General features: G+C 58.8%; 28 protein-coding genes and 2 pseudogenes. 14 read left to right on the top strand and 16 right to left on the bottom strand.

Annotated features, from left to right (window positions below; genetic code table 11):
• Position 1 precedes the first annotated feature (1 nt).
• The 8 genes from ABNW52_RS07840 to ABNW52_RS18565 form a co-directional block, all read right to left on the bottom strand.
• Positions 2 to 1,951: a phage terminase large subunit family protein gene (locus tag ABNW52_RS07840; protein WP_349586094.1), complete on the bottom strand. Its 1,950-nt coding sequence runs from the start codon at positions 1,949 to 1,951 to the stop codon at positions 2 to 4.
• Positions 1,948 to 2,523 carry a hypothetical protein gene (locus ABNW52_RS07835; RefSeq protein WP_349586092.1) on the bottom strand — a complete coding sequence of 192 codons (576 nt, stop codon included), beginning with the start codon at positions 2,521 to 2,523 and terminating at the stop codon, positions 1,948 to 1,950. The genes ABNW52_RS07840 and ABNW52_RS07835 overlap by 4 nt, the downstream gene beginning before the upstream one ends.
• Before the next feature lie 339 nt (positions 2,524 to 2,862).
• The gene (locus ABNW52_RS07830) at positions 2,863 to 3,342 is read right to left on the bottom strand and encodes an ECF-type sigma factor family protein (protein ID WP_349586090.1); all 480 of its coding nucleotides are present in this window, start codon (positions 3,340 to 3,342) and stop codon (positions 2,863 to 2,865) included.
• Between the two features lie 323 nt (positions 3,343 to 3,665).
• A complete protein-coding gene (locus ABNW52_RS07825; RefSeq protein WP_349586088.1) occupies positions 3,666 to 6,488 on the bottom strand; it encodes a DUF5906 domain-containing protein in 2,823 nt (940 codons plus the stop codon).
• 9 nt (positions 6,489 to 6,497) lie between these two features.
• Positions 6,498 to 6,692, bottom strand: coding sequence for a hypothetical protein (locus ABNW52_RS07820; protein ID WP_349586086.1), 195 nt, complete (start codon positions 6,690 to 6,692; stop codon positions 6,498 to 6,500).
• Positions 6,685 to 6,879: a hypothetical protein gene (locus tag ABNW52_RS07815; protein ID WP_349586084.1), complete on the bottom strand. Its 195-nt coding sequence runs from the start codon at positions 6,877 to 6,879 to the stop codon at positions 6,685 to 6,687. Before ABNW52_RS07815 ends, ABNW52_RS07820 begins: the two co-directional genes overlap by 8 nt.
• Positions 6,879 to 7,352: a phage regulatory CII family protein gene (locus ABNW52_RS07810; protein ID WP_349586082.1), complete on the bottom strand. Its 474-nt coding sequence runs from the start codon at positions 7,350 to 7,352 to the stop codon at positions 6,879 to 6,881. Before ABNW52_RS07810 ends, ABNW52_RS07815 begins: the two co-directional genes overlap by 1 nt.
• Before the next feature lie 99 nt (positions 7,353 to 7,451).
• Positions 7,452 to 7,676 carry a transcriptional regulator gene (locus ABNW52_RS18565; protein ID WP_386107367.1) on the bottom strand — a complete coding sequence of 75 codons (225 nt, stop codon included), beginning with the start codon at positions 7,674 to 7,676 and terminating at the stop codon, positions 7,452 to 7,454.
• On the opposite strand from ABNW52_RS18565, the gene ABNW52_RS07805 reads away from it, so the two are divergent.
• From ABNW52_RS07805 to ABNW52_RS07790, 4 genes are all read left to right on the top strand, one after another.
• The gene (locus tag ABNW52_RS07805) at positions 7,675 to 8,253 is read left to right on the top strand and encodes a hypothetical protein (RefSeq protein WP_349586080.1); all 579 of its coding nucleotides are present in this window, start codon (positions 7,675 to 7,677) and stop codon (positions 8,251 to 8,253) included. The two genes, ABNW52_RS18565 and ABNW52_RS07805, sit on opposite strands and share 2 nt — an antisense overlap.
• A 114-nt stretch (positions 8,254 to 8,367) precedes the next feature.
• The gene (locus ABNW52_RS07800; RefSeq protein WP_349586078.1) at positions 8,368 to 8,706 is read left to right on the top strand and encodes a hypothetical protein; all 339 of its coding nucleotides are present in this window, start codon (positions 8,368 to 8,370) and stop codon (positions 8,704 to 8,706) included.
• Between the two features lie 2 nt (positions 8,707 to 8,708).
• Positions 8,709 to 9,476 carry a hypothetical protein gene (locus ABNW52_RS07795; protein WP_349586077.1) on the top strand — a complete coding sequence of 256 codons (768 nt, stop codon included), beginning with the start codon at positions 8,709 to 8,711 and terminating at the stop codon, positions 9,474 to 9,476.
• Entirely contained in the window at positions 9,473 to 10,009 is a 537-nt protein-coding gene (locus tag ABNW52_RS07790) for a hypothetical protein (RefSeq protein ID WP_349586075.1), read from the top strand. The genes ABNW52_RS07795 and ABNW52_RS07790 overlap by 4 nt, the downstream gene beginning before the upstream one ends.
• A 109-nt stretch (positions 10,010 to 10,118) precedes the next feature.
• On the opposite strand, the gene ABNW52_RS07785 is transcribed toward ABNW52_RS07790, so the two are convergent.
• From ABNW52_RS07785 to ABNW52_RS07775, 3 genes are all read right to left on the bottom strand, one after another.
• A complete protein-coding gene (locus ABNW52_RS07785) occupies positions 10,119 to 10,484 on the bottom strand; it encodes a hypothetical protein (RefSeq protein ID WP_349586073.1) in 366 nt (121 codons plus the stop codon).
• 3 nt (positions 10,485 to 10,487) lie between these two features.
• Positions 10,488 to 11,246, bottom strand: a complete 759-nt coding sequence (locus tag ABNW52_RS07780) for a hypothetical protein (protein ID WP_349586071.1) — start codon at positions 11,244 to 11,246, stop codon at positions 10,488 to 10,490.
• A 1,022-nt stretch (positions 11,247 to 12,268) separates the two neighbouring features.
• On the bottom strand, positions 12,269 to 12,532 hold the full coding sequence (locus ABNW52_RS07775) for a hypothetical protein (protein ID WP_349586069.1): 264 nt from the start codon (positions 12,530 to 12,532) through the stop codon (positions 12,269 to 12,271).
• A gap of 182 nt (positions 12,533 to 12,714) precedes the next feature.
• Between ABNW52_RS07775 and ABNW52_RS07770 the strand changes: the two genes are divergently transcribed.
• Positions 12,715 to 12,945: a hypothetical protein gene (locus ABNW52_RS07770; RefSeq protein WP_349586067.1), complete on the top strand. Its 231-nt coding sequence runs from the start codon at positions 12,715 to 12,717 to the stop codon at positions 12,943 to 12,945.
• A 66-nt stretch (positions 12,946 to 13,011) separates the two neighbouring features.
• Entirely contained in the window at positions 13,012 to 13,140 is a 129-nt protein-coding gene (locus tag ABNW52_RS07765; protein WP_349586066.1) for a hypothetical protein, read from the top strand.
• A gap of 17 nt (positions 13,141 to 13,157) precedes the next feature.
• On the opposite strand, the gene ABNW52_RS07760 is transcribed toward ABNW52_RS07765, so the two are convergent.
• Together ABNW52_RS07760 and ABNW52_RS07755 are read right to left on the bottom strand one after the other, a co-directional pair.
• Positions 13,158 to 14,456: a Y-family DNA polymerase gene (locus ABNW52_RS07760; RefSeq protein ID WP_349586064.1), complete on the bottom strand. Its 1,299-nt coding sequence runs from the start codon at positions 14,454 to 14,456 to the stop codon at positions 13,158 to 13,160.
• Complete coding sequence (locus tag ABNW52_RS07755; RefSeq protein WP_349586062.1) at positions 14,456 to 14,896, bottom strand: LexA family protein; 441 nt, start codon at positions 14,894 to 14,896, stop codon at positions 14,456 to 14,458. Before ABNW52_RS07755 ends, ABNW52_RS07760 begins: the two co-directional genes overlap by 1 nt.
• 81 nt (positions 14,897 to 14,977) lie before the next feature.
• On the opposite strand from ABNW52_RS07755, the gene ABNW52_RS07750 reads away from it, so the two are divergent.
• On the top strand, positions 14,978 to 15,622 hold the full coding sequence (locus ABNW52_RS07750) for an SOS response-associated peptidase (RefSeq protein ID WP_349586060.1): 645 nt from the start codon (positions 14,978 to 14,980) through the stop codon (positions 15,620 to 15,622).
• A gap of 184 nt (positions 15,623 to 15,806) precedes the next feature.
• On the opposite strand, the pseudogene ABNW52_RS07745 reads toward ABNW52_RS07750, so the two are convergent.
• Positions 15,807 to 16,006, bottom strand: a pseudogene (locus ABNW52_RS07745) (hypothetical protein); the annotation flags it as partial.
• A 12-nt stretch (positions 16,007 to 16,018) separates the two neighbouring features.
• Between ABNW52_RS07745 and ABNW52_RS18560 the strand changes: the two are divergent.
• From ABNW52_RS18560 to ABNW52_RS07720, 6 genes and pseudogenes are all read left to right on the top strand, one after another.
• A pseudogene (locus ABNW52_RS18560) lies at positions 16,019 to 16,120 on the top strand (GMP synthase (glutamine-hydrolyzing)); the annotation flags it as partial.
• 193 nt (positions 16,121 to 16,313) lie between these two features.
• Positions 16,314 to 16,628, top strand: coding sequence for an ElaB/YgaM/YqjD family protein (locus tag ABNW52_RS07740; RefSeq protein WP_349586058.1), 315 nt, complete (start codon positions 16,314 to 16,316; stop codon positions 16,626 to 16,628).
• Positions 16,629 to 16,643: 15 nt separating this feature from the next.
• Entirely contained in the window at positions 16,644 to 17,036 is a 393-nt protein-coding gene (locus ABNW52_RS07735; protein ID WP_349586056.1) for a phage holin family protein, read from the top strand.
• A gap of 249 nt (positions 17,037 to 17,285) precedes the next feature.
• Positions 17,286 to 17,420: a hypothetical protein gene (locus tag ABNW52_RS07730; RefSeq protein ID WP_349586055.1), complete on the top strand. Its 135-nt coding sequence runs from the start codon at positions 17,286 to 17,288 to the stop codon at positions 17,418 to 17,420.
• Between the two features lie 1,299 nt (positions 17,421 to 18,719).
• On the top strand, positions 18,720 to 19,310 hold the full coding sequence (locus tag ABNW52_RS07725; RefSeq protein WP_349586053.1) for a DUF4360 domain-containing protein: 591 nt from the start codon (positions 18,720 to 18,722) through the stop codon (positions 19,308 to 19,310).
• Between the two features lie 57 nt (positions 19,311 to 19,367).
• Positions 19,368 to 19,961 carry a DUF4360 domain-containing protein gene (locus ABNW52_RS07720; RefSeq protein ID WP_349586051.1) on the top strand — a complete coding sequence of 198 codons (594 nt, stop codon included), beginning with the start codon at positions 19,368 to 19,370 and terminating at the stop codon, positions 19,959 to 19,961.
• Positions 19,962 to 20,163: 202 nt separating this feature from the next.
• Here ABNW52_RS07720 and ABNW52_RS07715 read toward each other — a convergent pair whose 3' ends face one another.
• Positions 20,164 to 20,478 (bottom strand): BON domain-containing protein, encoded by a 315-nt coding sequence (locus ABNW52_RS07715; protein WP_349586049.1) that lies wholly within the window; start codon positions 20,476 to 20,478, stop codon positions 20,164 to 20,166.
• Positions 20,479 to 20,633: 155 nt separating this feature from the next.
• Complete coding sequence (locus ABNW52_RS07710; protein WP_349586048.1) at positions 20,634 to 20,852, bottom strand: CsbD family protein; 219 nt, start codon at positions 20,850 to 20,852, stop codon at positions 20,634 to 20,636.
• Between the two features lie 346 nt (positions 20,853 to 21,198).
• Between ABNW52_RS07710 and ABNW52_RS07705 the strand changes: the two genes are divergently transcribed.
• On the top strand, positions 21,199 to 21,574 hold a 376-nt coding region (locus ABNW52_RS07705), incomplete at its 3' end, for a Crp/Fnr family transcriptional regulator (RefSeq protein ID WP_349586046.1).

Here is a 21,574-nt window from a genome sequence, read left to right as displayed (position 1 = left end):
GTCATCGCCGTTTCAGATACCCCGACTGCGCCCGGCGGCGCTGTGGGGCGGGTAAAGCAGAAGACCCCGCTTTGGTGGCGGGGTCTTTTGCGGTTGCAGGGTTGGCCGCAACAGGCGGCGCAGGGTCAAACAGGCCGGTCTGTGCGTACTTGATCTTGAGCCGTTCCCAGTCTGCCGCCTGATAGCGATGCAGGCCCAGGTAGTGCGCCATGGCCAGGTTGTACACGTTCAAGTCCAGCACTTCGTTGCGCTCGGACTTCGGCTTGACCCAGTCGGTCACCGCACGGCCTTTAACGTAGCGGATCAGCTTGCGCTCGGCAGTGAGCTGGTCGAAGTGCTCGGCCGGCAGGTCTTTACTGAAGTGCTGGGCGCCGGGGCCTTCCAGCAGCTTGAAGCGGTTGTAAATCCAGTCCTTGGCGGTGTCGGTACCAATCAGCCACAGCTCGCAGCCGCCCTTCTCGGTGGTGCCACGCCAGGTGACATCGACCTTGCTGGGCCGCTGGGGTAGCACCGGTTTGCCACGCTTGGACTCACCCTTGATCGCCAAAATGTGACGCCAGCGACGCAGGCGGCAGAACTGGTAGACCTCTTGCGTATGGTTACCGCCAGAGTCCACTGCGCCTGCGGCGATGGTCATGCGCCGGCCAGACGGGTGGATAAACTCGGCCTTCAGCTCTTCGTCCAGCGTGTCCCAGGTGCGCTGCTCTGCCGGGTCGCCCATGATCACGCGGTGATCGATGGTCCAGCTTTCCAGCCCTTCGCCCCAGCCCTTGATCAGCAGCTCCAGTCGGTTTGCCTGGGTATCTACCGCCGCCGTCAGCATCAGCACGCCGGCCGGGATGGTACGCAGGGCATAATCCTCGACCCGGGCCAGCAGTTCGGCGCCACGGGTGCGTTCCTGGGCGTTGTCCCACACCCTGGACAGCCGAGTGTTGTAGAACACCTGCATCGGCTCTGGATCGCCCTTCTGCAGGGCGATCAGCGCCTTTTCGTGTTGCTTCAGCAGCGCGGCCCACGATACCCAGCCCAGCGGCATGTACAGCGCCGAAATATGGAAGGACTCGGTTTCGCCATCGCCCTCGGCCGTTGCCCGCCAGTCATCACTGGCCAGCATCGTGCTCTTGTGGTGTTCCTCGATGCAGCAGCCGTTTTCAATGCAGACATAGTACGCGGCAGTGCGATCGGCATTCCATTTCAGCTGCTCGAACTCCAGCGTCTGGCTTTCCCCACAGTGCGGGCACGGCACGTAGTAGCGCTGCTGGTTGCCTTCCTTGTACAGGTCGGCAATCCGGCTGGCGCCATCGACCGTCGGCGAGCTGGAGTAGTAAATCTTGGCGTTGCGGCCAAAGGTCGAGGTACGTGCCTCGGCCAACACCACCGGATCGCCCTCGTTGTTGACGTTACGGTCCCAACGGTCGATCTCGTCACCGTACAGGTAGCGGGCGGACACTTCGGCCAGGTTGGCCGCAGCGCCTGCCGTGGTGATCATCAGCGTGCCACCGGTGAACTCCTTGGTGTCGATCGTGTTACGGCTGTCACGGCTGCGCGGTGCGGAGACACAGCCACGCAGCGCCGGTACCGCGTCGATGTTCTTGCCGATCCGGCTGGATAGCCGTTTGGCAAGGTTCAGCGACGGCTCCAGCGCCAGGATATTGCTGGGCGCCATGTGAATCAGCGCACCCATCCAGTTCAGGAACACCTGCGTCTTCAGCATCTGCGAGGCGCCCATCACCACCACGCGGCGACAGGGATGCTCCGGCGACAGAGCCCGCATCACGCCGCGCGCATAGGGCGTGCGGTCGGTCTGGTACTTGCCTGGCTCTGCGGCGCCGGCATCGGCAGGAATGCGCTGATGCTCATCAGCCCACTGATCAACCCACAATGCTGGGTCAGGCATCAGGCCGGCAATGAAGCCTTTCGCATATGCGACCGAACCACTTGCATAGTTCATTCGTTCATCGCCTTGTTCAGATCGTCCTCGCCCAGCTTGGTGACGTCTTCCAGCGTCTTGCGCAAGCGATCGGTCAGTTCGCGTTCCAGCTTCCAGGGGTCGGTGATCGCAGCCAGGTCTGACGATATCTGCTTGGGCAAGCCCATGATGGAATCACGCAGCAACCGGGCGTAACGGTGCGAGGCTTCTTCCACGGCCTGACGCTCTACCGTATTGCCGCAAACCTTGTCGTATTCAGCCTGCGCCAGCAGTGAGAGGTATTTCTCGCGGCTGGCCTTGTGCGTGTAGTAATCGGAGCTGCCATTGCCGCCCTGCGGCTCAGCTGTGTCAGGCGCATCCGCCGCGACCTGGCTGCGGACGTCCCGCTGCGTGCGGGTATCGACATGCCGCTGACGAACACCTTCTTTCGACGGGTCAGCGGTCTTGCCGAGCTTGGCCAGCGTGGCGTCAACATCCACCAGCTTGCCATCCGGCGACATGATCAGCCGACCTTGTGATCCCAGCTTGGTCACATAGCTGGGCGACCAGCCTTGCGAATCCGCAAAGGCCTTTCTGCTCAAATATGTGGGCATGGTTTCACCGTCATTTCACTAGATTTCACCGCGGGTGAATTTCACTAACTTCCCAGCGCAGCCGCTAAAAAAGAATCGCGAGTCACCAGCCTCGTACTAGGTCAGAAATCGCTAGGGTCCCCGTCCCTGCTGGCTTTCAGCCATGTCGGCGGCCCCGAAAAAAGAGAAACCCCGCCGACGCTACCGCCGAACGGGGTTTCAAACCAAGGAGACACAACACAAGAACGAGCCCACCAGAACGCAAAAAACCCAGCCGGTTAGGGCTGGGTTTCACCGTTGACGCACCAAGTGCAATCTACACGATGGAGAGTACCTTTGTTTCAGAACAACGTCAATTACTTACGCGGCCAGACGTTTTTGTTTTGCCACAGCTGATCTAGCGGCAAACCACTTCACCTGCAGCAGCGGCACCTTGTCTGGCCCAGAGTCCAGCGCCTGCTGGATTGCCAGGTGGATGGTAGACAACCGCCGCTGGAAGGTTACGCGGGACATACCCAACGCTACCGCCTTCTGCTCCATCAACCCGCCACGCTCATACCGCTCTTGCACCACCCGGATAAGCTCATCCGGCAAACACACAATCGCCGCATCCAGATCCAGCATCACATCGTCCGGGCTGTCGCGCTGCGAGATCGCCCGGTCGATCTCCCGATGCTCGGTCAGTAGCAGGCTGGACACCCCGCAACCGCCGCCGTGCCAGCCATTGGCCGATTTCCAGCGCGCCCACTTCTCCATCAGCTTATCTACCCACGGAATCATCTTCGCCGACTGGCTGCTGACAACGTCCGACCCCAACTTCTTCTCAAAACCCAGTTCCATCGCAAACCCCTAATGAAACTGTCCAGACCCCTCCCACCAGTCATTGCCGGTGGTTTTTTGGTAAAACAACTAAATGTGAAGAAAGTAAGAAACCTGTTAAGACCTTGTGAAACTTAAAACCCTTATCTGGTAAGGCTTTGTGAAGGAAGTTAAATAAAAAACCCATTTAGCTCGCGCATCCGGCGATTAATCCAGCCTGCCGATGCTTTACACCTGAAAGGGTGCGGGAAAGACTGCAAATCGAAAAAATCACACACATGCACGCGCGGCAGCAAAACACGTAACATCCTTCACAAACCCCCGCCGTTGCTACATTCCCTGCTTCACGCCGCCTTAACATCACCGTTCCCATCCTTCACAGACCGCCGCACAGGGGCAGGCTTGTACACATCCCAGCCCTCGACATCCCAATCCGCCTCGCGGGCCGCCAGCATGAACTCCTGCACCTGCCTGCCCAGCCAATCCTGCTCCACCTCGCCATGCGGACACCGCACTGGCATGAACAACGTCGATTGCGCCTGCACCGTACCGTACCGGTAATGCTTCACCACCCGGAAGCCAATGCGGCTCTCCACCAGCTGGCCAAACTTCCGGTACGGCAATATCGTTTTCTCGCGGCCACGCAGCGACCAATCGTGGTACAGCCCATACAGCTGATACGCCAGGCACGCGCCATACGGCACACCCAGAAAGCCCTTCTCCCAATCCACCAGAAAGCCTTCCCACGCCGCCAGCCCCAGCGCGATCAGGCGATCACGCTCCGGCGTCTGCACCGGCTTGGTGTGCGGCGTGAACGGCAAGCGCCGGTCACCAGACTCCATCACCAGCGGCACCGACATCAGGAAGCCGTAAAACGCCAGCACCCCACCGTCCGCCAGCTCACCCTCCACCGCCGCCTGCAGGGCCTCATCCAGCTTGTTCGACGGCCAGATCACCGTCATCCGGCGGTCACTCGCCTCAACGTGAAACGGCATCGCCGCGTTCGACAGAAACACCGGGTTTAGATGGTTCGACTCCTCCCAGGCATCCACGAATTTCCGCTCGATCACCTGCGTCTTGCCCGTAATCAGATGCTTCAACTTGCCCGTCTGGCTGTAACGCTCCGTGCTACCCGTCACCTCCTCGAACAAGCCGAACAGCTTCTGCGAACGCCAGCCAGAGAAATTACCGTCAAGCTGATCCTGCCCGATCGTCGCCCCGTACTCGCCATACAGCGGCTTGATCACCTCTTCAAAGAACAAGCTCTTGCCCGAACCATGCACATCCGAGTGCATCAGCACTGACGTCGCCATCTTCGCCCCCACATGCTGCAGCGGGAACGCCAGCCAGTTGATCAACCACTGCCACACATCCGGCCGGTAATCACACAGGTGCATCGTCAGATTGATAATGTTCTCGCAGGCCGGAAACAACGGCACCAGGTCAGAAATAGAATCAACGCGCGGCACCTCGCCGCCCGGGTACACCGGCGTCAGCGGCAGCCCGCAGAACTGATTGATATGCGTGGCCGGGTCGGCACGCTGCGTCGGGTCAAACACCAGATTGCGCGCATCGATCACCCGCCGCGCCGGCGAGTTCAGCCACAGCTTGTAGCTATCCCCCATCGACAGCTTTACCGCCCCATAGCTGATGATCTTGCGCAGCTTCGCATCCCAGATGTTTTCAGAGCCGTCCAGGTACACATACCGGCACAGCGCGTCAGAAAAATCCTCATCATTCAGTCGCGACGCATCATCCGCATCCCGCTTCAGGCGCGACACGTCCTGCTGCATCATCACCCGGCTGTCCGGATGTTCCAGCCACGCCTCGGCCAGCTTGCGGTTGTTCTTCAGCACCGCCACAAACGCCGTCCACGGCATGTCATCGTTGACCTGCGTGTCAAACACCCGCTTCTTGCCGTGCACCAGCGCAAAGCGCTTCAACAACGGCAACACTGCCGCCGCCATATCATCCCCGGAAGGTGCGGAAACCGCCGCCGGCGACTGCCCGCCCTCGGCAGGAGCATCAGCCGTCACCACGGCCGCAGGCGCCTCAGCAGCGGTGGCCGGCTCGGATACCGCCACACCGAACGGCTTCGCGTGCTCGCCAATAAAGGCCAGCACCTGCTCAGCATCCCAGCCGTCCTTCTGCACCGCGTCAGCAATATCCCAGCCGTCGGCCAACGTACCAGGTGCCGGCAGTTCAATCACCGACACCTCGCAACCCAATGCGGCCAACGTTGGCGCAATCCACAGCGCCGCCTTCATCCCCGGTTGATCGTCCGCATCCAGCAGCGGCTTGCTGGTCGGATCAACACCGGCCTCCTTTTCCGTCTTGCTCACCGGCTTGCGCTGGCTATCCGCATCCGGCCAGATCACCACCTTGCGCCCGGCCAGCGGCGACCAATCCACCTTCTTCACCGCCTTGCCGCCACCTGGCCACGACAACACCGCAAAGTCACCCAGCAGCGCCGCGGCCACGTCCTTGCACTTCTCACCCTCCGGCAGCAGCACCACCGCATCCGGCTTGGCAGACAGCGCATCCAGCCCATACAGCGGCCTCGGCTCCGGAAAGCCCATCCAGCGCCATTCCTGCGCACCAGTCTCCGAATGCCGGCAGAACGTGTGCGGGATATCATCCTTACCGCCATCCGACGTCACAAAGCGCATCACCGCGCCCAGCAGCGCACCAGCGCCATCGCGGTACACCGCCACCCGCTGCGGCATCCCGCGCACCGTATGCGCCTTGTGCATCGCCGGCGCATCCGCCGGCACCGGCAACACCGGCACCCACGGCGACTTACTGGCTGCCGGCTTGGTATCAACAACCGGCTGGTCCGAATACAGCTCGTAATCCGGCATCATCAGCAGTTCGCCCAGCTCCTTCGCCGCCTCGACCTGCGTCGGCATAAAGAACACATAGCGATACAACGACACCAGGTCGCCGCCGGAATCCCCCAGCGCAAAATCACTCCATGCACCGGTATTCAGATTCACCTTGAACGAACCGGCATGCCTGTCGGCCCGGGTCGGGTTCGGGGCACTCCACTCGCACCCCTCGCGCTTGCCATCGCGCAGCCAGTTCGGCACCAGGTTTTCAATCTGGCCCAATGCCACACTGGCTACCCGCGCGATATTCACCCGCCGGGAAACTCTGTCCGCACTCATCACGCACCCCTAATATTTTTTCTTGAACTTGCCGGCCATGGCAGCACTGGCCAAAGCCTTGATACGCTGTCGCTTCATCGCCCGGACCACCCCGGGACTCAGCCGCACCTTGTCCGGTGGCCGCATCGCCTTGCGCCGCTGCCGCTCCAGACTCACGTGCACCGCCCAGAAAGTCGGGTCGGCATACAAACCTTGCTCAGACATCGCGCGACCTCCTCACTACTGTCGCCTTCCCTGCATCACCGGGCTGCGCGTTCAGCTCACCCAGAATCCGCTTGATCCCGGCCAAAATCGCCTTGCCCTCTGCCCGCTTGTCTCGGGCAATCGACACATGCTTGGACCGCTGGCGTAACTTTGCCCAGTCATAGCGGCCAGACAGCTGCACCGGCATCAGCGCACCATAGACTCCAGCCGTGCCACAAATGTCGACACTGCCTGGTTGTTCTCGTACGCCGCCTGCCTGATCCGCTCCAGCTCCGCCGATGTAACCTGCAGATCCGCCAGCGCCTCGGTCACCTCCTGCCCCAGCTCGCCGTGGCTACCCCATACTTGCGCCATCAACTCCAGCAGCGCCGTATCCGATGCCCCGTCGCCAGGCCGCACCATCGGTGCACACACAAAGCCGTGCCGGCGCGCCAGCACATGCAGCAGGCGGAAGTCGCCGGTAAACCCCATCAGCCGGTCTGCCTCGACCAGCCCCAGCATGTGGCTGTCCTTCTTCGGGTCTACCTTGTTGTTCAGGATCGACGGCGACATGGTTGCGCCGCTCCGCGTCACAAAGCGCGGTGCCAACGCATTCGCACCACCGGGATAGTCATGCACCGTCGCATGGGCGGCATCCATCAAACTGGCCGAATCGTTCATAAGCACCTCAAAGCAGACGTTTTATCCGGCGAAAGCGCCGAATACAGTAAGAAAAAGGCTGCCGGCGAACCGGCAGCAAAAGTCACCGTGGGACAGAAATCACGGAGACGGGGAAACAGAGGACTGCACCGGCCACACATCCGCACGCAGTGAAGAACGAGTCACCTGACCATCCGTGGCCTGCTCTATTGCAATGGCAAGATTTACTGATGCACGGCGATAACCAGTGGCCACATGAGAGAGATACGCTGGGCTACGGCCAACCTTCTCAGCTAGGGAAGCTCGAGCACCACGCGCAGTCTTGAAGTAATCGGAGAGGTTCATGTACACACAATATCAAATTGATATTGTTGATGCAAGGAAACATATCAATTCGAACGTTTATCAAATTGATACTGCGGCGTTAAATGCCCGCATGAAAAGCATCGACGAAATCAGGCGCGAAAACATGCGCAAGCTGGTAACAGAAAACTGCAAGGGGATTCTTAAAGAGTTCGCCGCCGCAGCCGGTATCCAGCCAGGACAAGCCTCGCACCTCAATACTGGCTTCAGAAATATCGGCGACAACATTGCGCGGCGAATTGAAAATGCCTTCGATTTAGAAAAGGGCTGGATGGACCGCGAGCACAGCGCGTCACACCCCACCGTTGCCACCAACAGCACACCGGCGGCAACCGAAGCAAATGACACCACCGAAATACCTGAAGAACTGGCCCCACTGCTCATAGCGGCCAGACAAGCCTATCTGCGCGGCAGTCTTCAGCCCAAAACCATCGACAACCTGGTGCAACTGATCAACTCGCTCGCCATTGAGCCACCTTCTACCGAGCAGACGCTGAAAGGTACTCGTACCGCCAAGGCCAGCATCGGCGCCCTGCGCCGCCGGAACAAACCCAGCTGACTATTCCACTGGCACACGCCAGTTGCATCAAATCACACGCCGTGACCCGACGATGACCTCATATGATCTCGCCGGTCATTCCCGCGCCTTGCGGGCATGGAGACAATCCCGGACATGGACGTGCACCAGATACGCCGCGACAACCTGCAACAGCTCGTCAGCCAACACGGCGGCGTGGTGGCGCTCGCCCAGCGCATCGACCGCGACGCGTCGCAGATCAGCCGCTATCTGGCAGCAGGCGGCAAATCCAGCCGCCACCTCGGCCATAAGATGGCTGCTCATATCGAAAACACCCTTGCCCTGCCCACTGGCTGGCTCTCCACCCCGCACAGCCTCGCCTTGCCGCAACACCCCCTCATTGATGCCGCATGCAAGTACCTCAACACCTCGCCAGACCCAAAGGTGGCCGATATACTCGCCAACCTGTTTCAAGCACTTACCCCACCCCGATAAACGTGATCAGTCTGCTGGATACCGGCCACCTCATCGCCCCGCTTCCCCAGCAGCACCGCACGGCCAACCACCATCGGGCATGTTTAATGCTTGACGAGTATGGCAGAGAAGTAAAAGCACACATCAAAGCTTTCCCCGGCGATAGCAAGGCACTGGCCAACGAGCTGGCCGGCTGGATACTGCATCGCGCCGCCGGCATAGAAGCAGCAGAGAGAATATGGGTCATCATCCTCAGCAACGCAGAGCTGAACGCACTCTTCCCTGCCGTAGACTGGGGCAGCGCCGACGAGTGGCCCTGCCTGGCCGTGCAGCATATTGCCGGGCAGCCAGTCAGTGCCAAGGCTGCAGAACTCTGGACAGACGAACTGGCTGCCTGGCACTCCACCGCGCCCTGCATCGCCATGGCAGAATGGTTGTGGGAAATAGACGGCAATGCCGGCAACCTCATCAATACTGGCCGCGGCGAATTTGCCGCCATCGACTTTGCAGACAGCTTTGGCGGGCCAGACTGGACACCCGGGCGGCTACGTAAGAACACCCACTCACCGTTCTACAACAAGCGGCTGCACATCGCCTGGGGCGGCATGGCCACCCCTGCACAGCGCCAGGCAGCCCGCGAAAGCGCCGATCAACACGCTAACATCCTGCACCGCCACTGGCAGGACATCTCCCACTGGTGGAGCTGCCTGCTAAAACCAAAGCAGGTACAGGCCGCTCACAATTTCCTGCAGGCGCGGGCCGTACCAAACTGGATCGATTCCCGACTATGAAGCCCAGCAAAACCATCAGCCAATTGCGTGCGGCCAACCCTGGCAGCCAGCCCCGTCACCACGCTTACAGTGGCAGCGGCCAATGGCTGTACTGGCACACCCCTGGTGGAGAAGTGCTCCCTATCGGGGTAGCCATCACCCTGAATGGCACCACCTATCGCCACATGGCCGAACAGCAAGACATACAGGGGACCGTCGCCGAACTATGGGGCGACACCACCGCATGGCAGCTGGGCAAACTACTTGAGGCTGCAGGCGCTGCGCTCTATGACAAAGACAACATGCCGGAAGGAATCAGCACCGAGCCAATTCCGTTCTGCCACGGCGATAACCCGGCGCAGATACTGGATCGCCTCTGGCGCCACGGCGTAGCGGATAGCCTGCTGTTTAAAAAAAAACCGCCCAGCCAACTAGCTGAGCGGTCTATCGACGGGAGCAACCCCGAGGTGGTACCGGGCGAACCGGCTTCGAACACCCCCGACGCTGCGGCGCCAGTGGCTGCGCCGGCAAAACGCGGCGCATCAGATCAGTAACAGGAATAACCATGCTGCAATCATGCCCCGATACGACATTTGTATCAATTCGTAAAAATACCTAATACAAAAGCAAAAACCCGCCGAAGCGGGCTTTACATAAACGGCACTAAGATCTAGCCAGCATGTCTTCAAAATCTTGAAGACGCTTCTCTTGCTCAACTACCTTGCTTTTCTCAAACCCCACGTCGATGACATAGTCGGCATCACAACGAATGTCCTTCATCGACCGCAATTTCCTTGCCAGCATTGAATTGCGTCCATGAAGCCGCTTGTATAGCTGATCATGCGTTCCCTTCGCATCACCAACCACGCGCAAAGAATGTAAATCGGCAAAATTCAAGGCTTTATGATATGCGGCATAGTACAGGCGACTAGCAACAGAGCGATAAATCGCCTCATCGTCAGGCTTTACCTCGCCCTCAGGGCTAAGCAACCACCGTCCTACCTTCTTAAAGCAGTCTGCTGATGACATAGTTTATTCGGCGTCTAAAACTCTGAAAGAAACATGAACTCGGCCGTCAGCGAACTTGCCTTCACTATCGACTGTGGACCAGAACTCATCCTCTAACTTGATGACCTCATCAAATTCAAATGGCATCGGAAAGACGACATACAGACAATCATCATCCGCGTCAAACCGATAATAGGGCCGGTAAGCAATAAGATAGCCCAGCCTTCTGATCGTCTTAGCCACCAGCACAGACACATCCCTAACGATAGCGGGCGCATCAGGCATTGCATGAACAATTGAAGCCACCTCGTTCTCCATGTGCCCGATCAAACCGTCATCAGCGGATACGCCAGTTCTATTGATCAGATCACGCAACTGCACAAATCTTGGCAGATTAAGGGAGTAATACAAACAGTCAGCTAGATCACGCAAATCACAAAGTGGCTCTACAAACATTCTGTCTGTGATCAATCGTTCTGCATCTTCAACGTAGCCAGAACTGTAGAGAAGTGGGAAATACGTCAAAATCTCAGGAACCCTACTTGAGTCCAGCCTCAATAGGTTCTCGAAAGACGATTTGAACGCATCGTACTCACCTACTAGCAGCTCAAAGATCGACTTGAGCTTCCAGAAGTCATAGACATCGGCATGCTTGGCCTTCTCTATCTCTCGGGAGATGAGCCGGACGTCCCAGTCCTTTCGAGACTGAACGCGGCACTTTCGCAACAGATTGGCAATCTGTGCACCGGTCTCGTCACTCTTCTTTTTGGGAACCGCGCGCATAAATTTTCCAGGATTAATCAAGCGATTATCCGCGACATTCAGTCGCGCAACAACTCAAAATTTCTGATGGTGAACGCATAACAGCTTCGATAGACAAGCCCTTCACACTATAGGGCACCCTTCATCCACCTACCACCACGGCCATGGCAAGGCCGCTAGCCCCACCGAAACAAACCACGCAGGCACGGCCATCACCATCATCAGCCACACGCCGTAGAAGCAGGCTACCGCACCAACGATGCGTCGCCCCCCTTCACAGCGCCATGCAGCGGCTGCGCCAGCAAGCACCAACAAGACCACCAGCGCCAACCAGCCGGCCGATCCCAGCCTGTATGCCAATGCCAGGTGCCAGCCCGGCATCCACATCGGGAAGTCACTCACCATCGCATTCACTCCAATTTGGGCCCCTGTCCTTTCGCAGACCACTCACCCAATTTTCATAGTCAATTTGCATTAGATGCTACCCCCGTCAGTTGCTATCACACAACGCACAACTGCAAATGCGTGCAAATTGATATTGCAATATCAAAACACACGTGCCAGTATTCGGCCATCGAATATCAATTTGATATTCATCGCTCCTTAACAACTCATGAAAGCGCCCCTGTCTGCACTAGCAGGCAAGCGCACTCACCGCCCCACCGGCAAAGCCGGAAACGGACACCTGTCAGCACGGAAGCACCGGCTGGCTCACGTTGGTTTGGGGGAGCCGCCACGCTCATGGCGAAAGCAACACGGCCATCCAGTCAACATGACTGCCAACCGTGAACGAGCTAAGGGGCAACCGACTGAAGATCGGAAGAATGCAGTACAGCAGCACAGTCAAAAACGGCAAGTCACTGTCACACCACAGGCCATTACCGAAAGGCAAGTCATGGGTCACACCCTACAAAATGAAAACGCCAGCGGCTCAACGCCGCCGGCTAACCCGGAAACCTACAACGAACTAAAGCTCAGGCAAAAACTGCTGTCCATCCACGTCCAACTGCAAGACTGCGCCAGCAAGACTGCACCAGGTCCGGTTAAAGACGCGATCCTTCTGGCAGCGTCCAACCTTCCATTTCCTCCGACAACACAAAGCGCAGCTCTTCAGCAGGCATAGCCCGCACACGGGATGGCAGCCAGGCGAATTTGTGCACCAGATAGAAATGCACTGCATCCAGACCACTCACGCTTTTATAGCCCTCCCGTTGCGCCAGAAAGTCGCCAAACACGTCCAGGCAATACGCCAGATCAGCCTCTGAACGGTGCAGCTGGTGCCTCACTAAATAGTGTTGATCATCCATTTCAATGCTCCTTTACCGGTTAATGACACCAGAAAATTCTAGCACCACAGCATACCCAGAATCATCTCAACCACATCCCACAGCCTGTCAGCCACAACTGGCGGGAAAGACATTGCAACACCAATCAACTCGCAGCGCCTTCACACGAAGACGCTGCAGGATGACAACCACGGAGAACAGCCATGCATCGCCGTCGCATCACCCTGCTGATCATCACCGCCCTGCTGCTACCCAGCATCAGCCACGCAGACTGGGGCAAGCGATCCAGCCGCATCAAAGCCCCCACCACAGACCAGCCGGAAGCCGCTGTACGCACCACCCGGCTGGTACAGGCCTCACGGCGCCCGGCGCCGGGTTGCCTGGAAGTGATCACCCCAACCCAAAGCGACAAGCCCACCTGGGCATGTCCGTAACCACTTCCCAGCCGTTTGCCAACAGACGGCTGGCGAGTGGTCACCCAAACCCCAAGGAGAAACATCATGGCAATGGAAATCGTAGACATCACCGACGACGCCGTCACCGAGCTGCGCAACGCCGGTTGGATCATCAAGGCCCCGTACTTCCGCAACGGCGAGCCGGTATTCCTGGTTATCAAAATCCCGGCCTGATTTGCCGCCCGCGCGGCTCATGAGCAAAGCATGAGCAAGCCATTAGCACTAAATGAGCATGAAATGAGCACGCCATGAGCACAGAAGAAGCATGGCAAAGGTTGGCCGCAGAGCAACTGAAAGCCATCCAGCCCGCCGACACCGGCACCAGCAAGGCAGCCCGTACCGTACTCGGCATTGACCCGATCCATCACCGCCATCACCTTGGCCCGTCGAGGATCAGGCAAAGGCGCAAACAAGTCGCGCTGCTCCAGCCCCTGCGGCCCAATTTCGGTGAGGACGACCCCTGCCTTCTTGTAGCTGATCCCTTCACGGTAAATGGCGTGTAGCCCGGCCAGGGCTGCGTGGGCAATGACGGTACTGTCTGCCGAGGGGTGAATCAGCGGCACTACGATCCAGCCGGTGTACTGTGCATCCCGCTCTCGAAACGGATTAGTACGGACGCTCGCGCCCACCATGCGGGCCTCACTTTGTTGCTGCCGTAGTTTCTCTGCAGCGCGGCAAGCGTGGTGGCTGATGGCACTAGCCAGTGTATCGACGTCCCCCACCAACTCCGCAAAGCTGCGGCTGGCAATAATCTGCTGCCTGTTTGGCGCCACGTCCTCCAACGCCAGGCAGCTGATACCGTTGAGCTCTGCGACGGTACGCTCCACCACGACGTTGAAGCGCCGCTTGATGTCACGGGGATCGGCTCGCTGTAGATCGAGGGCGGTATGAATCCCCATTGTCCCCAGCTTTTCTGCGATGCGTCTCCCTACCCCCCAAACATCACCAACCTCAATACGCGCCATGAGCTTGTCCCGCCACTCTGGGGTCAGCCAGTCCCAACTGAACACCCCTGCAGCCTTGGGAAATTTCTTGCCGACATGGTTGGCAAGCTTGGCGAGGGTTTTGGTGGGGCCAATGCCAACACAGGTCGGAATACCCACCCGTTGCAGCACATCGGCCCGCAGTCGCGTCGCATAGTCTTTAAGGTCCGCAATGCCATCGAGCGTAATGAAGGACTCATCGACGCTATAGACCTCTTGCTCAATACCCCAGCTACCAATCACCTGCATCATGCGCCGGGACATGTCGCCATACAGAGCATAGTTACTGGAGAACACCGTGACACCGTGGCGTTCGCACATCTCCCGAATCTCGAAGAACGGCACGAAGCCCTTGATGCCCAGGGCTTTGGCTTCCGCCGACCGAGCAACGACACAACCATCGTTGTTGCTGAGGACGACAATCGAGCGGCCGATCAGATCGGGCCGGAAGGCACGTTCGCAGCTGGCGTAGAAGCTGTTGCCATCCACCAGGGCAAACAGCGGCATTAGCGACTCGCTTGCTTGAACTGCTTCACACAGCCGGTCACCACACCCCAGACTTGCAGCTCCTGACCATCATGCAACTCGATGGCGTTATAGGCTTTGTTCTCGGGAATAAGGGCAATACGAGTGCCGCGCTTGTGTAGCCGTTTCACGGTAAAGTCTCCGTCCACGATCGCCAACACGATGTCGCCATGTGCCGGCGTAAGACCACGATCCACCACCAGGATGTCGCCGCTGCCAATGCCGGCACCGACCATGGAATCCCCTGTCACCCGTACCATGAAGGTCGCCGGCGGGTCGGCAATCAGTAAGGCATTCAGGTCCAGCACGGACTCAAGATAGTCATCGGCTGGCGATGGAAACCCTGCCGGGACGAGCGAGGTAAACACGGGAATGGCCAGTCTGGGCGGACTGGCATCGGGACAGAAAAAGGCGGTAATCATGGTGGGCTCCTGCAGTTACATTTGATTATGTACGAATTCAAATGTAACACCAAGCTCCTAGTGACAACTTATACTGGCCGCATGTGCATCAACTACACGCCACCCACGCGACAACAACTCGAAGACCACTTCAAGGTGTCAGCACCGGAATTCGAGTGGAAAGCGGAGACGTGGCAGGACTATCTGGCCCCCGCCATCATCGATACTGGCGACGGCCCGTTTGCCTTCATGGCGAGCTATGGCTTTGTGCCGAAGGGGCACCTGCCAGCAGGCAAACGTCTCACCACGATGAACGCCAGGGCAGAAACTATCGGCCGACTACCAACCTACAAGAGCGCATGGCAGCAATCACAGCTGTGCCTGATCCCGATGCAGGCGTTCTACGAGCCCTGCTACGAGACAGGAAAGGCCGTGCGGACACGTATCGAGATGGCCTCAGGAGAACCGTTTGCCGTTGCAGGGATGTGGCGCGGCTGGCAGGAACAGGATGGCACGACTAGTTACAGCTTCACCCAGATCACCATCAATGCTGATCACCACCCGCTGATGCAGCGGATGCACAAGCCCGATGACGAGAAGCGCAGCCTGGTCATCATCCCCCCAGACCAGTACGACGCCTGGATGAAGTGCAAGAACCCGGAACAAGCTAGGAGTTGGCTGACGAACTATCCAGCCGAATTGATGGCCGCATCCCCTGCCCCGCTACCGCCAAGAAGTCGCGCTTAACAGCGGCATTTCGGCCAAAGCGGTCGGTAAACGCTTCAAAGAAATATGGCCGGTTCTGTTTACAGACTGGCCATTGCCATTTTTCCTAGGTCAGGGTTGCCTGGAAGAGTTGGACCGATTCACTGCTCTTCATCATGGCGTGAGTGCTTGGCAAATCGGGGGCGTCCATATATGCACAAATTAGTTAAAGGCCGAGCGACTGCAATCTCCAGACGGACTTATCCCTAGCGTACCGTTGCGGCATACCCAGCGCTGTAAAGCGATTCAGGATCGCTGCGCAGATTTGAAGCTCAGCGACCTGCCTGTTAAAGCCCGCGACTTTACGTGGTCCGCCAGCAACTTGAAGCAGAGCATCTTCGTTTCGACCAGGCTGCGCCGATGATATTGTGCTACACCATCAACGAAGTGCGCGGCGTCAACCGTGTGGTCTACGATGTGAGTGGCAAGCCGCCAGCAATCATCGAGAGGGAAATAAGCAGTCTCAATCAAGCAAGATAATTATGACCCTGTCTTCGTGCGGGGCTTTTTCTTGCCGTTTTCGCTCAGCTTTCTACGTAGTCTGCCAACTTACCTTTCGGACCCTACCACTCATGTCATAGACTGTGAAGGCCACAGCATGATCGAGTACTGAAAAGGGTGGCCTGAAGCTGCCCTAGCATTTTCCGATCCAGTTCGCACAAGGAGGTTCACCATGTCCGAGCACGCTTTTTCTGCCGAAAAGGAACAACTGTTGCAGGATGTCCGCCAAGTTCTGTCTAGCACTGAGGATCTGCTCAGTGCAGCCGGCGAGGAAGGTGGAGAGAATGCCCAGCAGCTGCGCCGGCGCATCGCAGACAAACTGAAGGAAGCCAAGGCACGACTGACCGAGGCCGAGCAGGTCGTAGTAGGCAAGGCCAAAGTAGCCTGCAAGGCAACCGATCAATACGTGCACGACAACCCGTGGAAATCGATCGGCATTGCTGCCGTACTCTGTTTTCTGATGGGCCTGCTGGTCTCCCGGCGCTAACCCGGTCCGCAGCCGATGCCAGAACCCACCTCCCCGCCACCCCGCCCCGGCACGCTACGCTCGCTGGTGGGCGGGTTTGTGGCTTTGACACTGACGCGAGCTGAACTGTTCGGGCTGGAGGCTCTAGAGCAGAAAGAACAGTTGCTGCGCAACACTCTAATCGGGATGACCGCGCTAGTCTGTCTGCTCATCGGCCTCATGGCAGCGCTGCTGTTCGTGGTGCTGCTCACCCCTCCGGCCTGGCGGGTCACCTTGCTCGGCCTGCTCACAGCACTGTTTGCTGCTCTCGGGCTCGGTGCCTTGCGACAATTGCAGCGCCGCCTGCGCCGGCAGTCGGCACCGTTTGCCACGTCCTTGGCCGAGGTGCGCAAGGACTGGGAAACCCTGAGTGGACGCGATAAGCCGTGACCCCACAAGAGCGCGCCCTCAAGAAAGAACTGCTGCTGATGAAAGGCGAGGTCTTGCGTCTGAAACTACGCATGGAGCTGAAAACCCTGCAGCAACCGCTGAGCCTAGCCGGCGAAGGCTGGCGCGCCTGGGGCAACCTCCGACGACTCGGCATCGCGTTCGACGCGCTCGGGAGCGTTATCCCCAACAAGCGCCTGCGCCGACTGTTGCTGGGCGGGGCGCTGGCGTTTCTGCTATGGCATGCAGCTCATGACCCCGTCCCTGGGCCGCAAAGTGGAAGCCGGCGAGAAGCGTGAATTCGGCTACGCCAAAATCCAGGCGCGTCACCACTCCAAAATCCTGGAAGGGCTGCAGGACCGTATCGGCGATGCCGGCAACGGCTGATGTGTGAATGAACTACGGCGGTCAGGCCCCCCGATCAACTCTGTTCGCTGGTCTTGCGCTGTTGCCATTTTCGTCATTGGAGTCGCGGCCTCCGAACCCATCAAAAGTCTTAGGGAAATTTGCATCCGCTTAGCCGAAACACTTCACTTCCAGGTTGTACTGACATCCCCGCCCATCACCACCCTCGGAACTGCCTCGCAACGGGTCTTTCTACGGTCTTGCGTTCGTTCAATACTCCGCAGATTTGCGCTATGGTCACCAATGCCTCGGCTCCTAGGCGGCAATCCCGATGTTGGCTTAGCTTTCCTGCTTTCCACGCTTATGTTCTGGTTTGCGTGGCAGCTACGAGATTGGCAAAAGGGAGTTGCAGATTCTCAATCTACATGACCGCCCGTAGCATGACGCCCAACCAGTCCGTCAACGGAACGCCAAAATGTGCTGCATTATGGGCCCCTCCACTGCGCGCGGGTGCCCGTTACGTCCAATGCTGAGCGGCAGCCTCCAAGAAATCGACCGGCAGCAACGTGGCGAAGGCTGACCTCCGGCCATTAGGCTAGGCAAATGGCCGGTAGTGACCCTGAATGGGCGCTCAGGGCAGATGGGGGGCGACTGCTTCGGCCGAAAATCAGTAACCTCCTCCCGCTACCCTAACCACTCCGCAACATCGCCATGACGATAACATATTCTGTGTTGGTGAGTTCTGAAAACAAAAAGTCGAGCCGCCCCGCTCCGCCGTCTCCCTGCAACGCGTTACATAGCGGCATCTTCTCAGCCCTCCGCTGCACTCGGACTCCCTGAGTGCTGTATCCATGGAGAGTATGCGGGCAGATGTACCTACTGAGGCAGTCCAGCTGTGAAACTGCCCGCGTTAGAGTTGGGAGCGGACGTCTAGTCTCCCTGGGGCAGTTACCCGCCTTGACCGGTCCGCGGCGTCCTCCTCGCTGTACTGCGGGCGTAGCCACTGATCCGCTCCTCCAAGTTGCCTACCGCTGTTTTGGGTCGACTACTGCCGGCCAGTTGGCAGTCGCCAGAAATGTGGTCTCTATTGTGGTGCCGCCAGTGGTTTGATTATGTGCGTCAGCAGACAGACGACAACAGCGCGGCGTCACAAGCTGCAAACAGCCAAGCCAGCCTGAACTCAGGCGCTAACCCCGATCAGGGCAGTGCGCGAGGGGACATACGGCAAACAGCGATAAGGCCTGCTACGGCAATCAGACTCGATGCAACGCATTCTGCGCCGCGCCGATAAGGGCCATTCCGTCTTGCGCAAGCAGGACTCGTCACACGAGGAGATTCATCATGAAAAAAATCATTCTGTTACTGACTACCCTGTTGCTCGGTGCGACGGCGTACGCCGACGATATTGCGCTGGGCGAGCCAGGCTACGGTGGCACCGGCTGTCCGGCCGGCACGGTAGATGTCACCCTGAGTCCGGACGCAAAATCCTTGAGTTTGTTGTTCGACCAATACCAGGTTAGCGTCGGCGGAACGACCGGCAAAAGCTTTGACCGCAAGAGCTGCAACATCGCCATTCCGGTACACGTGCCACAAGGGTTGAGCGTATCGATCCTGAAGATCGACTTTCGCGGTTTTAATCACCTACCGCAGCTGGCCAGCTCGCAGTTCAACGTCGAGTACTTCTTTGCCGGCACCCGAGGCCCAGCATTCCAGCGCCGGTTTCGCGGCCCCATTGATGAGGATTATTTGATCAGCAACGCGCTTACCGCCGAGTCGATCATCTGGTCAGGCTGTGGTGCAGACGTCAACCTGCGCACCAACTCGAGCATGCGGGTGAACACGGTGTCCAATCGGGAAGCCATGGCGTCGATCGACTCCGAAGACGTCAATGCATCAATCATTTATCACCTGCAATGGCGCAGTTGCCATTGAGCATCTGGTGGCGGCGCGTGGCGTCAGGCGTCGCCCGGTTGATGAAAGGAAAATGCCATGACATGGATGCTGCGAAGCCTCTGCGCGTGCGCATGCGCATGGCTGCTCTGCCTGCCGGCAGCAGCCCAGGAAAGCAACGGTTGTCCAGAGGGGAGCTATAGCGTCGTTACCTCTCCCGATGGCACCACCTTGAGTATTTTATTTAGCCAGTTCAACATCGCCAGCCGCATGAATGCCTTGAGCGGCGCGCAACGAAAAGTCTGCCACATCGCGTCCCCGCTCAATTTGCCGGCCGCGCATTCCATCGGTGTCTACAAGGTCGACTACCGCGGCTTTGCCAAACTGGCGGCGAAGCAGGAAGCCGGCTTGGCCGTGCAATATTTTCTGGGGCCACACGACAACGAACACGGCCGCGTGTTCAAACGCAAAATCAAAGGCCCGCATGAAAACGATTACCTGTTTACAGAAAACATCGGTGCCGGACAGATGAAGCGGGTCGGCTGCGGCGCCACCGCCATGCTTGATGTCAGCATCGAATTAAGCCTCGATGGCGACCGGCGGGCCGGTGAGGCACTGGCATCGCTGGACACGACCGACGCCGCCCCGGGGGCAGCCCTGGTCTACCATCTCAATCTAAAAAAATGCACTTGAGCCGGTGTCGGGATCGGAACCATGGCTATGGCTGCACCGCGGCTGACATAGAGCGGCCTCGGCGCGGATCAAACAGTCGCGTTCCGCCTCCGGTTTCATCTTCAGGCCTTCCGCCACAAGCAAACACCCCATCCAGCGGACGGGGTGTTTTGCTGCCGGGCAGCCGAGCTGCTCGCCACCTTACGGTGGCCGCGGGTGACGCTTACTTTATCTGCATGTCGTCCTTGACCGACTTCACGCCACTGACGCCACGGGCCAGTTGCACCGCCCGGTTGGCATCTGCACTTGAGCGAACAAAGCCGCTCAGCTGCACGCGCCCCATATAGGTTTCGACGTTGATTTCGGCCACTTTCAGGGTTGGGTCGTTGAAGATCGCGGTTTTGACGCGGCCGGTAATCACACTGTCGTCCATATACTGGCCGGTGCTTTGATGCTCGCGGGTCGCGGAACAACCCGCCGCCGACAGCAGCGAGGCGACCACGAAAAATGCGGACAGGTACTTGTTGAATGCTTTCATGATGGATGCTCCACAATGGTTGCGTGTGCCGGCGGCGTGTTGCATGCCAGCCAGCCACTGTCGCTGCCATCCGCGCCTCATGCGCCGTTGGCAGCGACTTGCTGCAGGGCCAACATGTCAGGACCGGCAGCGTTGCCGTCCCGCCGCTGCCGGCATCAAGGCGTCAGATCGACGTCCTTGTTGAGTTCTTCAAAATGGCGGATCTGTTCCTCGGCATCCTGCTTGGAAATGCCGTAGGCTTCCTGCAGTTTGCCGGCGAGGATGGTGCGTTTGCCGGCAATCACGTCCAGATGGTCGTCTGTCAGATCTCCCCACTGTTCGCGCACCTTGCCTTTGTACTGTTTCCAGTTACCTTCGATGATGTCCCAGTTCATGACTTGCTCCTTTTTGATGCCGGATGCGGCTGACAAGATGGTCAAGTTGGCATCCGCTGCCCCCGGCACCGGCAGCACGCACCACAACATGGTTGGCCGCACCCGTACCGGACAGTGTCACCATGTTGCGGCCAGCGCGCGGCGCTGTCGGTACGCTGCGCCACATTGCGCCAACACGGCAGAAACCGGCAGAAAGCGCCCTCGGCAACACCGCGCGCCGGCGTGCCGTAACGGGCTGACTGTCCGTCAGGCGTAGCCCCCTGTGCTGACGCAGTGACAGGGCATAAATCGGCGCCGGCTTATCTATACTGCCGTGCATGAGGGTTGCCACTATCTGGAGCCGGCCATGTCTACGACCATCACACCGCAGCAAAACCACCTGCTGGGCGCCTTACCGCCAGAGGTACTTGATCGCCTGCTGCCCCATTTCGAGCTGATTGAGCTGCCGCTGGGCAAGGTGCTGTACGAATCCGGCGATGCCCTGCGCCACGTGTTCTTCCCCACCAATGCCATCGTGTCGCTGCTGTACGTGATGGAAAGCGGCTCCTCGGCGGAAATTTCGGTGGTCGGCAACGAGGGCATGGTCGGCATCGCAGTGTTCATGGGTGGAGAAAGCACCCCCAGCCGCGCCATCGTGCAAAGCGCCGGCTACGCCTTCCGCCTGGCCGGCAGCCACTTCAAGAACGAGGTCAACCGCCACGCCGAGCTGCTGCAGCTGATGT

Source organism: Vogesella oryzagri (assembly GCF_040148885.1).
GTDB classification, from domain to species: domain Bacteria; phylum Pseudomonadota; class Gammaproteobacteria; order Burkholderiales; family Chromobacteriaceae; genus Vogesella; species Vogesella oryzagri.
This window is presented reverse-complemented; position numbering and strand designations above follow the sequence as displayed.

Excerpts from the sequence above, each read along its gene's own strand:
- ABNW52_RS07840 (WP_349586094.1), bottom strand. The coding sequence starts at position 1,951 with ATGAACTATGCAAGTGGTTCGGTCGCATATGCGAAAGGCTTCATTGCC.
- ABNW52_RS07835 (WP_349586092.1), bottom strand. The coding sequence starts at position 2,523 with ATGCCCACATATTTGAGCAGAAAGGCCTTTGCGGATTCGCAAGGCTGG.
- ABNW52_RS07830 (WP_349586090.1), bottom strand. The coding sequence starts at position 3,342 with ATGGAACTGGGTTTTGAGAAGAAGTTGGGGTCGGACGTTGTCAGCAGC.
- ABNW52_RS07825 (WP_349586088.1), bottom strand. The coding sequence starts at position 6,488 with ATGAGTGCGGACAGAGTTTCCCGGCGGGTGAATATCGCGCGGGTAGCC.
- ABNW52_RS07820 (WP_349586086.1), bottom strand. The coding sequence starts at position 6,692 with ATGTCTGAGCAAGGTTTGTATGCCGACCCGACTTTCTGGGCGGTGCAC.
- ABNW52_RS07815 (WP_349586084.1), bottom strand. The coding sequence starts at position 6,879 with ATGCCGGTGCAGCTGTCTGGCCGCTATGACTGGGCAAAGTTACGCCAG.
- ABNW52_RS07810 (WP_349586082.1), bottom strand. The coding sequence starts at position 7,352 with ATGAACGATTCGGCCAGTTTGATGGATGCCGCCCATGCGACGGTGCAT.
- ABNW52_RS07805 (WP_349586080.1), top strand. The coding sequence starts at position 7,675 with ATGTACACACAATATCAAATTGATATTGTTGATGCAAGGAAACATATC.
- ABNW52_RS18565 (WP_386107367.1), bottom strand. The coding sequence starts at position 7,676 with ATGAACCTCTCCGATTACTTCAAGACTGCGCGTGGTGCTCGAGCTTCC.
- ABNW52_RS07800 (WP_349586078.1), top strand. The coding sequence starts at position 8,368 with ATGGACGTGCACCAGATACGCCGCGACAACCTGCAACAGCTCGTCAGC.
- ABNW52_RS07790 (WP_349586075.1), top strand. The coding sequence starts at position 9,473 with ATGAAGCCCAGCAAAACCATCAGCCAATTGCGTGCGGCCAACCCTGGC.
- ABNW52_RS07785 (WP_349586073.1), bottom strand. The coding sequence starts at position 10,484 with ATGTCATCAGCAGACTGCTTTAAGAAGGTAGGACGGTGGTTGCTTAGC.
- ABNW52_RS07780 (WP_349586071.1), bottom strand. The coding sequence starts at position 11,246 with ATGCGCGCGGTTCCCAAAAAGAAGAGTGACGAGACCGGTGCACAGATT.
- ABNW52_RS07775 (WP_349586069.1), bottom strand. The coding sequence starts at position 12,532 with ATGGATGATCAACACTATTTAGTGAGGCACCAGCTGCACCGTTCAGAG.
- ABNW52_RS07770 (WP_349586067.1), top strand. The coding sequence starts at position 12,715 with ATGCATCGCCGTCGCATCACCCTGCTGATCATCACCGCCCTGCTGCTA.
- ABNW52_RS07765 (WP_349586066.1), top strand. The coding sequence starts at position 13,012 with ATGGCAATGGAAATCGTAGACATCACCGACGACGCCGTCACCGAGCTG.
- ABNW52_RS07760 (WP_349586064.1), bottom strand. The coding sequence starts at position 14,456 with ATGCCGCTGTTTGCCCTGGTGGATGGCAACAGCTTCTACGCCAGCTGC.
- ABNW52_RS07755 (WP_349586062.1), bottom strand. The coding sequence starts at position 14,896 with ATGATTACCGCCTTTTTCTGTCCCGATGCCAGTCCGCCCAGACTGGCC.
- ABNW52_RS07750 (WP_349586060.1), top strand. The coding sequence starts at position 14,978 with ATGTGCATCAACTACACGCCACCCACGCGACAACAACTCGAAGACCAC.
- ABNW52_RS07740 (WP_349586058.1), top strand. The coding sequence starts at position 16,314 with ATGTCCGAGCACGCTTTTTCTGCCGAAAAGGAACAACTGTTGCAGGAT.
- ABNW52_RS07735 (WP_349586056.1), top strand. The coding sequence starts at position 16,644 with ATGCCAGAACCCACCTCCCCGCCACCCCGCCCCGGCACGCTACGCTCG.
- ABNW52_RS07730 (WP_349586055.1), top strand. The coding sequence starts at position 17,286 with ATGACCCCGTCCCTGGGCCGCAAAGTGGAAGCCGGCGAGAAGCGTGAA.
- ABNW52_RS07725 (WP_349586053.1), top strand. The coding sequence starts at position 18,720 with ATGAAAAAAATCATTCTGTTACTGACTACCCTGTTGCTCGGTGCGACG.
- ABNW52_RS07720 (WP_349586051.1), top strand. The coding sequence starts at position 19,368 with ATGACATGGATGCTGCGAAGCCTCTGCGCGTGCGCATGCGCATGGCTG.
- ABNW52_RS07715 (WP_349586049.1), bottom strand. The coding sequence starts at position 20,478 with ATGAAAGCATTCAACAAGTACCTGTCCGCATTTTTCGTGGTCGCCTCG.
- ABNW52_RS07710 (WP_349586048.1), bottom strand. The coding sequence starts at position 20,852 with ATGAACTGGGACATCATCGAAGGTAACTGGAAACAGTACAAAGGCAAG.